This is a genomic window from Ruminococcus flavefaciens, from assembly GCF_900143025.1.
Taxonomy (GTDB): domain Bacteria; phylum Bacillota; class Clostridia; order Oscillospirales; family Ruminococcaceae; genus Ruminococcus; species Ruminococcus flavefaciens_I.
Genome location: NZ_FRCT01000002.1, coordinates 120,349 through 132,645 on the forward strand (window position 1 = coordinate 120,349; position 12,297 = coordinate 132,645).

General features: G+C 39.1%; 13 protein-coding genes. 9 read left to right on the forward strand and 4 right to left on the reverse strand.

The features are described from left to right. The first annotated feature begins 125 nt into the window (after positions 1 to 125). Positions 126 to 1,397 (forward strand): hypothetical protein, encoded by a 1,272-nt coding sequence (locus BUB28_RS02710; RefSeq protein ID WP_072948453.1) that lies wholly within the window; start codon positions 126 to 128, stop codon positions 1,395 to 1,397. A 30-nt stretch (positions 1,398 to 1,427) separates the two neighbouring features. Here the strand turns inward: BUB28_RS02710 and BUB28_RS02715 are convergent, their stop codons facing one another. The 4 genes from BUB28_RS02715 to sigK all read right to left on the reverse strand — a co-directional run bounded on the left by BUB28_RS02715 (position 1,428) and on the right by sigK (position 5,184). Continuing rightward, entirely contained in the window at positions 1,428 to 2,390 is a 963-nt protein-coding gene (locus tag BUB28_RS02715) for an ATP-binding protein (RefSeq protein ID WP_072948455.1), read from the reverse strand. Between the two features lie 11 nt (positions 2,391 to 2,401). Continuing rightward, entirely contained in the window at positions 2,402 to 3,406 is a 1,005-nt protein-coding gene (locus BUB28_RS02720) for a DnaD domain protein (protein WP_072948458.1), read from the reverse strand. A 123-nt stretch (positions 3,407 to 3,529) separates the two neighbouring features. Next, positions 3,530 to 4,426: an NAD-dependent epimerase/dehydratase family protein gene (locus tag BUB28_RS02725; RefSeq protein ID WP_072948460.1), complete on the reverse strand. Its 897-nt coding sequence runs from the start codon at positions 4,424 to 4,426 to the stop codon at positions 3,530 to 3,532. Between the two features lie 74 nt (positions 4,427 to 4,500). Continuing rightward, on the reverse strand, positions 4,501 to 5,184 hold the full coding sequence (gene sigK, locus BUB28_RS02730; RefSeq protein ID WP_072948462.1) for an RNA polymerase sporulation sigma factor SigK: 684 nt from the start codon (positions 5,182 to 5,184) through the stop codon (positions 4,501 to 4,503). A 199-nt stretch (positions 5,185 to 5,383) separates the two neighbouring features. Here sigK and rpe point away from each other — a divergent pair, with 199 nt between their 5' ends. Genes rpe through rapZ form a run of 8 tightly spaced genes read left to right on the forward strand, consistent with a single transcriptional unit; the run spans position 5,384 to position 12,294 of the window. After that, on the forward strand, positions 5,384 to 6,043 hold the full coding sequence (gene rpe / locus BUB28_RS02735) for a ribulose-phosphate 3-epimerase (RefSeq protein WP_072948463.1): 660 nt from the start codon (positions 5,384 to 5,386) through the stop codon (positions 6,041 to 6,043). Next, positions 6,037 to 7,029 carry an RnfABCDGE type electron transport complex subunit D gene (locus tag BUB28_RS02740; RefSeq protein WP_072948465.1) on the forward strand — a complete coding sequence of 331 codons (993 nt, stop codon included), beginning with the start codon at positions 6,037 to 6,039 and terminating at the stop codon, positions 7,027 to 7,029. Before rpe ends, BUB28_RS02740 begins: the two co-directional genes overlap by 7 nt. Beyond that, positions 7,026 to 7,661 carry an Rnf-Nqr domain containing protein gene (locus tag BUB28_RS02745; protein ID WP_072948467.1) on the forward strand — a complete coding sequence of 212 codons (636 nt, stop codon included), beginning with the start codon at positions 7,026 to 7,028 and terminating at the stop codon, positions 7,659 to 7,661. Before BUB28_RS02740 ends, BUB28_RS02745 begins: the two co-directional genes overlap by 4 nt. After that, entirely contained in the window at positions 7,645 to 8,217 is a 573-nt protein-coding gene (locus BUB28_RS02750; protein WP_072948468.1) for an Rnf-Nqr domain containing protein, read from the forward strand. Before BUB28_RS02745 ends, BUB28_RS02750 begins: the two co-directional genes overlap by 17 nt. 31 nt (positions 8,218 to 8,248) lie before the next feature. Then, complete coding sequence (locus tag BUB28_RS02755; RefSeq protein WP_072948470.1) at positions 8,249 to 9,451, forward strand: putative glycoside hydrolase; 1,203 nt, start codon at positions 8,249 to 8,251, stop codon at positions 9,449 to 9,451. Between the two features lie 40 nt (positions 9,452 to 9,491). Beyond that, positions 9,492 to 10,451 carry an HPr(Ser) kinase/phosphatase gene (gene hprK / locus BUB28_RS02760; RefSeq protein WP_072948473.1) on the forward strand — a complete coding sequence of 320 codons (960 nt, stop codon included), beginning with the start codon at positions 9,492 to 9,494 and terminating at the stop codon, positions 10,449 to 10,451. A gap of 40 nt (positions 10,452 to 10,491) precedes the next feature. Further along, positions 10,492 to 11,397: a UDP-N-acetylmuramate dehydrogenase gene (murB, locus tag BUB28_RS02765; protein WP_072948475.1), complete on the forward strand. Its 906-nt coding sequence runs from the start codon at positions 10,492 to 10,494 to the stop codon at positions 11,395 to 11,397. Positions 11,398 to 11,421: 24 nt separating this feature from the next. Continuing rightward, complete coding sequence (rapZ, locus tag BUB28_RS02770; protein WP_072948477.1) at positions 11,422 to 12,294, forward strand: RNase adapter RapZ; 873 nt, start codon at positions 11,422 to 11,424, stop codon at positions 12,292 to 12,294. Positions 12,295 to 12,297 lie beyond the last annotated feature (3 nt).

A 12,297-nucleotide genomic window follows, 5' to 3' on the forward strand; every position in this document is an offset into this window, starting at 1 on the left:
TTATTTAATAAGATAATTCCGTGATAAATAGGAAAAAATTTTCATTTTACTATGGACAAATAAAAAAAAATGTAGTATAATAAAACAGTATCTGGAATCTACAATTATATCGGAGGAATTTACAGATGAATAAGTTTAATAAGTTTGCTGCAGCTGCTGTGGCATTCGCATTGGCTGCTGCTTCAACAAGCTGCGGCGCACCTGAGGCAATTACATTCGGAAAGAGTTCACAGACAGCTCTTACTGTTGATGGATATGATGTACCCGCAGGCGTATTTATTTTTAACGAGATATATGCATATAATTCAGCGAGGTATGAGCTGTATTCAAAGAACGGTCAGATGCCTTCCATGGATGATGTTGAGAATGCGACCTTTGAATCAAAAGGAGCTTTAGAATGGATCCAGGATAAGGCTACTGAAGCATGCAGAGAATTTGTGGCAAACGAGAAAGAATTTGAGAAGATTGGCGGAGAGTTGTCTCCTGAGGATCTGGCTGAAGTAAAGGATGTTCTTGCAGCTAATATCTCAGATACTTCATATTCTGCAAATGGTGTTGGAGAGGCTTCATTAAGGAAGGTAATTGAGAATTCCTATAAATCAGATGTAATTTTTAAGCATTATTATGGAATTGATGCAGAAAAAGGATGTTCAGAAGATGAGCTTAAAAAGTATTATCAGGATAAGACAACAAGAGTCAAGTATTTTACAATAAGTCTTGTTGACGAAAACGGTGAACAGTATGGTCCTGATGAAAAGCGTATACTCAATAAAATGGCTGATGAATATGTTAATGATATCAATTCTCAGACTTCAAATGAGAAAAAGCTCAAGAAAATAGAAGAATGTGAAGAAAAGTACAAAGAGTATGTTGACAAGCGTGCAGCTGAAGCTGCTGAAAAGGCTGCTAAGGAAGCAGGCGAGACAGTAACTACAACTACTACGACCACAACAACAGCTCCGAGTGGAACTACAACAACTACTACAGTTGATCCTTTTGCTAAAGAGGTTCTTGTAACAAAGTATACCACTACAGTTGCTGAGGAGAACGACGATGCAACTGCTACAACAACTACTCTTTCCGCCGAGCAGGAGGCTGCTAAGAAGTCACAGCAGGATTACAATGATTATCTTTTCAACAAGCTCAGCGACTACAAGGCTGAAAAGTATAAGTACGATGATGATACTATTTATGTAGTTATCAAGGCTGATATCAAGGAGCGTATGACGGATGATGATCTCTGGAGTAAGAACGCAATTGATTCTCTTCTAAGTGAACGTTATTATAAAGATTTCCAGGATATGATGAAGGGGATCGCAGAGGGCTTATCCGTAAAGAGAAATAATACTGCATATAGCAGATATTCTCCTTTCAAGCTTGAACTTAAATCAGAGTAAAAAAATAAGGCTGCCGTAAAGGCAGCCTTTTTATATGTTGTTTTTTCTGATCTGAAGTCTTACATCATCGCCCTTGAATTCGAGGCAGGAATACATTGAAACTATACGAGAGACCACTCGTTTGTCGTATCTTCGTGCAATACCGGCAAGATCGAGGTTTGTGCTGATTATGGAAGGCTTTCCACAGTTTAGTCGTGTATTGATGATGTTATATATAGTGGCATTATAAAACTGTGATTCATATTCTGTGCCCATATCATCAAGTATAAGCAGATCGGTATTCATTACGAGATCTATCATTTCGGAAGAGTGTTCATAGCTGAAATGCTCTTTTTCAATATTTCTCAGAATATTGATAGCTGAGTCATATATGACGCTGTAGCCTTTCTCTAAAACTTTATTTGCAATAGCGAGAGAAAGGTGAGTTTTCCCAAGTCCGGTCTGACCAAACATAAGTATACTTTTTGAGTCGGGAGAGAATGTTGATGCATACTGCATGGTGTATTCAAGTATTTTTTTCATAGCTTGATAGTTTTCACCCGAATAGTAACTTAATGAAAAGCTTTCAAAGCTTGAAAGTCTTAGCTGAGAGTTTTTATTAAGCTCATCTGCCGCAAGTTTTCCGCATAGGCTGCGCAGACAGTCACAGAATTTACTTCCGTTATATCCCGTATCACTGCATATGGGGCAGGTATAGTGGATATCAAGGTAATCTTCGGGATAGCCGTGTTCGGCAAGTATTTTTCTTGACATTGCCTGTGCACCGAGGTTGTACTGTTTCAGCTGTTGGATCTTGTCTGTAACATCTTTTCCTCTTCCGTTTGAAATAATTGAAATGAGTTCTTTTCCTGTATTGAAAAGGACTTCATTTATTTCACGTATCTGAGGTATTTTCTTATTTACTTCACTTATGCGATGCTCGTTTTCACTGACAGCTTTCATGCGTCTGTTTGTTAATATAGACTGAGCTTTATCAAAAATAGAGCTGTCCATTTTCTACCTCCTCAGTATAAAAACTGATTTATAATTGATTCGTACTCTTCCATATCTGTATCATTTTCTGGTTTTTTGGAGGAAGTACCTTTTTTGTTTTTTCTGAAATCACTTTCTGCATTTTTTACGTCCTGAACTGTCATAAACCCACTGTCACGCCACGAAAGAAGTATCTTATTTATGTAATCAAAGCTTAATTTATTGATCTGTTCGATAGTCTTTTCGTATGCATAGTGTATAAGTTCAAGCTTAAAGCCTGCATTTTTCCATTGTTCAATGAATTCAGCCTGCTTTGCGGTTGGACGCCTGTTCATTTCAAACTTTTCCATAATGCTTAGAATGTAATCTCTTGTAGTGTTTCGCTTTTGTATCTCGTCCTGTGCTGCTTCCATGGTATTTATGTCGTTTTCCGACCATGTAAAGGCAATTTTTTCAACATATGCTGTATTTGTTTTTTTAATTGAAGCACAGTAGGTAAGAAGTATTATTATGACTTCCTTTTTTAGTCCGAGGTGATCGTACATCCAGATTATTGAATTCATCTGGCTGTTTTTTAAAGTACCCACAATGCTTTCTGCGATCTTGAAAAGGTCTCTGATATCCTGAGAGTTTTTCATTATCTCGGCGATTTCTCCGCCGCTTAAATTGATCTTATGGTCTGGCAGCTTAGACGGTGTGGGCTGAGTTTGCACTTGTGCAAGAGCAGTCTTTGCCTCGGGAACTTCAACAGGTTGTGGCTGCATTATTAACGGAGTTGTGTTTGCAACCGAAATTGTTCCCTGAGGAGTTATAACATTAGCCTGCTGCCAGAACAGTACAGCGTCCTCTGCAACTTGAACTGCAACGCCTGTATTCGCTGATATTTCCTCACTGGTACAATTTTTTCCCGAACATCTCAAAAGGTACAAGAGAACTTTTATCTGTTCACCTGTAGCAAGCTTCAGAAAATTGTCGGCAACAATAACGGGTACGCCAAACATAGCTCCCCATATACCGCAGTTTACTTTATATTCCAACGAATACACCTCCAAAAAACACTGTGAAAATAATTATAGCATATTTTGGAGAAGTTGTCACTGTGCAAATTATACAATCAAATGAATGACGAATAGTGCACTTTTATAAGACATTGGGGGTTTTTATAGATTTTTATCTATAAAATCTATCAGAGGCTTTCTTACAATAAGATCACGGTTGTTTATGAACCATTCATATGAGCTTTTCAGTGATTCCTTTAAAGGTGTCAGGCCATCTATAATATTGCTCATTCTGTTAACGCTCAAAGTATACTCATATTTATAGAAGGGAAAGTAGCTTCTCTGCGGGATTTCAGAACTAACATACTTAAAAACAGGTGTTTTTCCGACTGTTTCATAGCAGAGTGTGACCCATTCTTTAATGCTTATTGGTACAGGATAGCCTGTATTTATAATGTGTTCGGAAATGTCTGTTATCAGTATTTTTTCGATCAATCGACAAAGGTCACCGATATGGAAGAACTGGATTTTCATGCTGCTGTCTTCCGGAAGATAAAAAGGTATGTCCTGCTCTGCACATTCAAAGACAAAAGCTTCGCGGTATAAATTGTTCATAGGGCCGCAAAGATAAGGCGGTCTTATGATACATGCATCTTGAACACGGTCAAGCAGAGCTTTTTCCGCCTCGATCTTGTCTTTTCCGTAATTTCCCCATATTGAATTTGGTCCTGTTTCCATTGTTTCACAGAATGGTTGCTGTAATGTTTCGGGATAAACAGCACTTGAACTTATAAAAATATATTTATCAAAGCTTCCGAGTCCGTCGATTAGAGAATTTATATCGTCTGCATTATATGCTGTTACATCTATGACTGCATCGAAGTGTAATGGCTTTAATATTTCGCCGAGTGAATGGCGGTCGGCAATAATAGGCGTAACGTTTTGTGACTGAGGTTTGTTTCCTCGATTAAGCACATATACGCTGTGGCCGAGCTTTGAAAAGTATTCGGCGGTATATCTGCTTGCAAAAACTGTACCGCCTGTAACAAGAAGTTTCATGGTCTTCCTCCTGATTTTTAATTATATAAATTATACCATATAATTCTTGTAAGTACAATATAAAAAATACTTTGTCATAAAGTTGTATTATCAAACATTTTCTTTAGTTTCTGAATAGACTTTTTTTCAAGCCGTGATACATAGGAGCGAGAAATACTAAGTTTTTCGGCAGTTTCGTTTTGGGTATGCGGAGTAGTTCCGTATAATCCGTAGCGATAGACGATGATTTCAAATTCGCGCGGTTCAAGACATTCTTTAAGAAAGCTGTATAGCTGACGTGAGCGTATAAGGATATCTACCTGTTCATGTATATCTATACCGTCATCAAGCAGATCCATAAGAGTAAGGGAATTACCGTCCTTATCTGTTTCAACAGGCTCGTTTATATAAATATCTCCTGCTGATTTTTTAGCGGCTCTGAACTGCATAAGTATTTCATTTTCTATACATCTGCTGGCGTAAGTAGCAAATTTTGCCCCTTTGGTATAATTAAATGTAGACACTGCTTTTATTAGTCCAACAGTTCCTACGGAAATAAGCTCGTCTTGTTCGTCAGATGTTGATGCATATTTTTTTACAATATGTGCGACAAGACGCAAATTGTGCTCTATTAGCTTTGAACGCGCTTTTGTATCGCCGTTTGACATTTTATCAAAGTATTCTTTTTCTTCTTTTTTTGATAATGGCTTCGGAAAAACCGAAGTGTTATCAATGTGAAGGGCAAAAAAGAAAAGACTTCGCAAAAGACTGATAAGCATAAGAATTACCTCCGATGTTTTATAGATAATAATATGCTTATAAGCTTGTTTATTATAGTGCGGAGAAAAAATAAAATAAAAAACAATATAAGTGTATTGACGTTCTGCGATAAATATTATATAATAATAGTGTATGGATTTAGAAAGATTTGTCATCGCCTTATGAAAAAGGCGGTCAAAATGCGGAAGAAGTGATAAATTGAAAAACTATGTTTCGGCATCTGTTCTTAGTGCAGATATGCTCGATTTCAGAAATGAGATCAGAAAACTTGAAAAAAGTGATATTGATATGCTTCATTTTGATGTAATGGACGGTATTTTCGTCAATAACATCACTTTTGGACTTCCCGTTCTTCAGCAGGTGAGAAAAGCGACCGATATGACGCTGGATGTTCACCTTATGATTGCTGAGCCCTTGAAATATATCAAAAAATTCGCCAATTTCGGTGCAGATATCATATCTTTTCATATTGAAAGTCAGAGCAATACGCTGGAAACTATAAAGGCTATAAAGGAATGCGGCATTAAAGCAGCATTAGCTGTAAAGCCTGCGACTCCTGCGGAAGATATTTTTGAATATCTTCCATATCTCGACATGGTGCTTGTCATGACTGTGGAACCAGGCTTTGGCGGACAGAGCTTTATGCCTGAGACGGTTGACAAGATCAGGTCTCTGAGAGAAAAGATAAGTCTTCTTGGACTTGAAACTGATATTGAAGTCGATGGCGGTATAAATGATAAGACAGTGCCTGTTGTTATGGATGCAGGTGCAAATGTATTTGTGTCGGGAAGCTATCTTTTTGCGGCAGCTGATATGAAAGCGGCAGCTGCTGCTCTCAAGGAAGGCAAGCTATGCTGAAAAAAGCAAGAAAAGAACGCCTTATATGGCTCGACATTATGATAACCCTGCTTACTCTTGAGCTTATGTCATATTTCTATTATGGCATACGTTCTGTGGTACTTGCGGGAGTATGTGTGTGTACAGCAGCTATTGCCGAGGTCATATCGCTCAGAATGATGAAAAGACGGTTTACGGCTGATGACCTGACCTGTACATCTGACGCTATGATACTTGCTTTGATGTTTCCCTCAGTAATGGATTATAAGGTCGCAGCGATAGCGGTTATTTTTGCTGTTATAGTTGCAAAGAATATTTTTGGCGGACGTGCGAATATGATATTTTCGCCTGCTGCGGCTGCATATGTATTTGTACTGACTTCGTGGGGACATCAGCTTCTTCAATATACAGAGCCTCATGTTAAGACAGGTGTTTTTGATACGCCTGCAGCACTTGTTAATTCCGCCTCCCATACCTTTAACATGACAGGAAATGTTGACCATACGGATTTTGAGCTGCTTCTGGGCAATTTCAGCGGACCATCAGGTGCAGTAAGCATACTGCTTCTTGTTGTTGCTGCGGCAGTACTGATTTTCAGAAGAAGCATTTCGACAGGTGCGTTTATCGGCACGATATGCGGTGTCGGTTTTTTTGCCTGCGTTACTCCTATGATAAATTCAAGAGCCGGTTCGTTAAAGTATTCTCTTGTTATGAACATGGTGCTTTTTTCTGCAATATATATTGTATCTGATGTGAGGATCGCACCTAAAAGAAACTATTATGCTTTTTTCTACGGATTGTTCATAGGCGTTGTATCTTATGTACTTGTACTTACAGCTGCAAAGGAAAATGCAATAGTCATAGTCTCTGTACTGTTTACTCCTATAGCTCTCGGTTTTAAAAATCTTGAGAAAAGGATCGAAAAGGCTGCTTCTGAGCATAAAGAGTCAGAGGACAATGATGTTACAGAGAGTGTAATGAGCGGGAAGGAGACAGCTACAGAATGAATAGTCGCAGAAAAAATCTCCTTGGCGGTATTCTGCATGATAATATTGTGCTTTCGGGACTTATGGTAATTTCACCGGTAATAATATGCGGTGATACGCTGAGAAATGCCCTTGCACTGATATATGCTTTTTCCGCTATAACCTTTTTATCGGTCCTTATTTCATCATTTGTACCTAAAAAACTGCCTTATACCGCAAAGGTTATTATATATGCACTTATTTCAGCAGCAGTTTACATTCCTGTAAAGCTTGCGGCAAAGGAATTCTATCCTGATTCAATAGAGAGAATAGGAATATATTATCCTCTTCTTGCGGTTAATTCACTGATCGTTTTCCAGACAGAAGCAAAGTTCTTTAAAATGAAAAAGCTTGATATGATGATATCGCTTATATTCTGTATCATCGGATTTGATGCAGTCATGCTCATAACAGGTTTCCTTCGCGAGCTTTTTGCATATGGTACTATAAACAGCAAGATCGTTGATGTAAATACGCTTATCAACGGGCTTTCACAGCCGTTCGGCGGATTTATATTCCTCGGACTGATGTGCGGTGTATACAGGTTTATACGATCGTTTGTGTCGAAAAATGACAGACAGATAAGGAGTGAAGCAAGTGTTTCTGATAAATGACCTTATTACACTGCTTGCTGCTAACCTTATATTATCTCAGGCTTTGGGAACAAGCACGATTTTTATTGCGGCAGGAAGCAAAAAAAATCTTGTAGGTACAGCTTGTGTTATCACACTGTTTACTACTATCGGTTCGGCGGCTGCATATTTTGTTGATAAAGCACTCCCGTCGTCAGTTTCTGATATGAGACTGCTTTTCTATACGATTATAATCGGTATTCTCTATATTCTTCTGCTTACGATATTTTATTATGTCGGAAGAAGTTATTTTGAGGATTTCCGAAAATATATCCATGTGTCCGCGTTTAACTGTGCGGTCATGGGAACGCTCTTTACTATAAACCAAAGAGCTGCAATGGACAGCTCATTATTTGAACTTGGGGGATATGTTTCTGCCGGATTTGAGGCAGGAATAGGTTTTATTATTGCGGCAATTATCCTTACAGCAGCTTACAGAAAGCTGAATTCTTCAAAAGTACCTGCTGCTTTCAGAGGATTTCCTGCAATGCTTGTATATCTTGGAATTATATCAATGGCAGTATATTCACTTAAATAATTGCAATATACTGATATAGGAGAGTAAATTAATGAAGTTCAAAAATAAAGGTAGGAAGATCTATAAGACCAAGGAGAAGAATTACTATGGCAAAAGTCCTGTGGGGAAGGCTTTTTCTGTAGGTCTGACAGTTCTGCTTATCGGCGGAATAGGTTTTATCGGTTACAGTGTTGCTGAGCCTTTGATAAACTATTCAAAAAAGAAGGGCGATAACACTTCGCCGTCATCAGTTATCTCAGAGAACGAAACAGCAACCGATGAAAATGGCGAGCCTGTTACAGAAGGTACAACTTCACCTGTTGCACCTGTACCAAGTGCTGAGCAGTATTGTGCATATACACTTGATCCGCTTGATATATCAGATACACAGGCACTAAAGGCTGCATTGAAGCGAGTTCCTGTAGATCAGGATATAAAATATGTTGAAGTTCCGCTGAAAATAAGCGGAGGAGATATTTATTACGCTACAAACAATTACTATGCCAATTCTTCGGGGATAGTACGATCTACAGCAAGACTCAGCGATATAGTGTCGGCAATATCATCAGCAGGGTATAAGCCTGTTGCGACTGTAAGTACTTTTTATGACAATGTCGTGCCAAACTATTTCCGTGATATGAGCTATCTTACAGTTGAGGATGGCTCTCAGTGGATCGATAACAGTGTTGAAGCAGGCGGTAAGCCGTGGATGAATCCTTTTTCACAGGGAGCTGTAAACTATAATAATGATATTGTTGAAGAAATAGCAGAGGCAGGGTTTGATAAAGTGGTATGCTACGACTTTGTTTTTCCTGATTTCAGACCCAGTGATGTAGAGTACCTTGGTGAAAAGGTCGTCAGTGCAGACAGGTATATGGCGCTTACATCGGCTGCAAATACCATGTATGAGACCATAATGAGCAAAGGCTCTTCAATGATACTCGAGGTAAATGCTTCAGATCTTCTTAAAGGCAAAAAAGACATACTTCAGCCGATGCTTTTGAAGGTGAACTCAGTTATTCTGAATATTGACCTTGATACTATAAGCTATGGTGTATATACAACGGATACAGTATATGAATTTACGGGAACACCTGCTGATAATGTGAAGAAAATGCTTGATCTTGTAAGCGAAGATGTGGAGGATTTCAATGTTGCTGTAAGGGTTTCGGGTGAAACGCTCAGCACACAGGATCTTCTTGATGCAAAGGATGAAATAGTCGAATACGGGTTCGATTCATACGTACTCGGCTAAAAAATAACTCCCGATCAAAGATCGGAGAATGGAGTTTGTTATGGCAGAAAATTTTAAAGTATCTCTTCAGAAGTTGATCGACGAATTCAAGCTTGAAGCGATCTATATTCATAAAGATGCGAATGAACTTATGATCGACGAAAATGATGTAAATCGTCCGGGCTTGCAGCTTATGGGTTTTTATGAGTATTTTAATCCGGAGCGTATCCAGATCATAGGTAAAATGGAATTTGCTTATCTTTCAACGATCGATGAAAAGACAAGACGCGAGCGTTTGCAGCTTCTTTTTGCCCAGCGTATACCTGCTCTTATAATCACAAGAGAGCTCCCGTACTTCGCTGAGATGCTTGAGCTTGCAAAGGAGTATGAGGTACCGCTTCTCAGAAGCAAGGAAAGCACCTCAAACTTCATAGCAGGTCTTATTGCGTTCCTTAATCTTACGCTTGCTCCGAGAATCACACGTCACGGTGTTCTTATTGAGATATACGGTGAAGGTGTATTCATCACAGGAGAAAGCGGCGTAGGTAAGAGTGAAACTGCTATCGAGCTTGTAAAGAGAGGTCACAGACTTGTTGCCGATGATGCTGTCGAGATCAGAAAGGTATCGAATATAAGTCTTGTAGGAAGCTCTCCGGACAATATTCGTCATTTCCTTGAGCTTCGCGGCATAGGTATAATAAATGCAAGAAGACTTTTTGGTATCGGTGCTGTTAAAATGACAGAAAAGATCGATCTTGTTGTTGAGCTTGAACAGTGGAATTCCGAGAAGGTGTACGACAGAATGGGTGTTGATACAGAGTTTGTAAGCCTTCTTGGAGTAAAGATACCTTCGCTTACTATTCCTGTAAAGCCCGGTCGTAACCTTGCTGTTATACTTGAAGTTGCAGCTATGAATAACAGACAGAAGAAAATGGGCTATAATGCTGCCAGGGAACTTCTTAACCGCCTTGGCATGGAATCGGATCCCAAGGAAGTAGTTCGTGATTACGAGGCATTCTGATAATGAAAATCTACATATTAAAATGATCCAGGGGGAAATAATGATAGACATCAATGAAATATCAAAGCTTTGCAAGGAGCTTGGGTGTAGGATTACTCCTGAGTGCTCGCTCAGCGATTATATAACATTTCGTTTTGGCGGCCCTTGCAGAGCACTTATCAGCGTTAATTCCGCTGAGTCGGCAGCTGAACTTATCAGATATATGAAAACAAACGGAATAAAGTACGGTATTCTCGGAAGAGGTAGTAATGTACTTGTTTCTGATGATGGATATGACGGTATTATCCTTCTTTTCGGAAGTGATTTTTCAAATATGGAGATCAGCGGCAATACCATAAAATGTGATGCAGGCGTACTTCTTGCATCTGCTTGTGTTCGTGCTCAGCAGCTTGGACTTACAGGTATGGAAAATCTTTTCGGTATTCCGGGTACTGTAGGCGGTGCATTGTATATGAATGCAGGAGCTTACGGCAGCGAAATGAAGGACGTAGTAGTTTCTGCGGAGTATATTGACGAAAACTGTGAGCTTCGCACTATAAGCAAAGATGATATGCAGCTTTCATACAGAAGCAGCTTCTTTTCGGGAACTTCAAATGTTATAACTTCCGTAACACTTGAACTGAAGTCAGGCAATTCTGATGAGATAAAAAAGGCGATGTCTGAATGTATGGCTAAAAGAAGCTCAAAGCAGCCGCTTGATTATCCAAGCGCAGGAAGCACCTTCAAGCGTCCTGAGGGAAGCTACGCTTCACTGCTTATAGATCAGTGCGGACTTAAAGGCCTTACCTGCGGAGGTGCTATGGTAAGTGAAAAACACAGTGGTTTTGTTATAAACAAAGGGTACGCTACTTGTGCAGATGTACTTGAGCTCTGTGATAAGGTCAAAACGATTGTAAAGGAAAAAACAGGATATCAACTTGAACTTGAACCTGTTATCCTTCAGTAAATTCTTTGTTAAAAGGAGATCGTTATGCAGCTTTTGATTGTAACGGGAATGTCGGGATCAGGAAAATCAAGTGTTATGGACGTAATGGAGGATATAGGTTTTTATTGTATCGATAATATACCACCAAAGCTTATAACACAGTTTGTTGATCTTTGCAGACAGTCTGAATCGGATATTAATAAAATAGCTGTTGCAGTTGATATCAGAACAGGAGATATGTTTGCTGAGATCTTCCGTTCATGGCAGGAACTGAAAAATCGCAGCGATGTAGATGTAAAGGTTCTTTTTATTGAAGCAAGCCATGATGTTCTGCTGAAACGATATAAGGAAACAAGAAGAAGACATCCTCTTTCCGATAAATTTAACGGAAATATCCACGATGCGATCAACTATGAATGGGAACAGCTGTCACAGCTCCGAGAGATCGCGGATTATTACATAGAAACATCGAATTTTACTTCATCTCAGCTTAAAGAGCAGGTCAAAGGACTTTTCCTTGAAAAGAGTTCGGATTCTCTTATTATAAAAGTAATGTCATTTGGCTTTAAATATGGTGTTTCGACTGAGGCAGACCTTGTTTTTGATGTAAGATGTCTGCCAAATCCGTTTTATATTGAGGAACTGCGTAATCATACAGGCTGTGATAGCTGCGTCAGAGATTATGTTATGAGCTTTGACCAATCTAAAGAGCTTTTTGACAAGCTTACCGACCTTATTGATTATCTTATACCGCTTTATGTGCGCGAAGGTAAAAGTCAGCTGGTAATCTCTTTTGGCTGTACGGGCGGAAAGCATCGCTCCATTACCTTTGCCGAGCTTATGGCTGATCATCTTATTGAAAAAGAGTATAAAGTACAGAAGTATCACAGAGATATTACCAAGGACAGAAAATTCTGATTA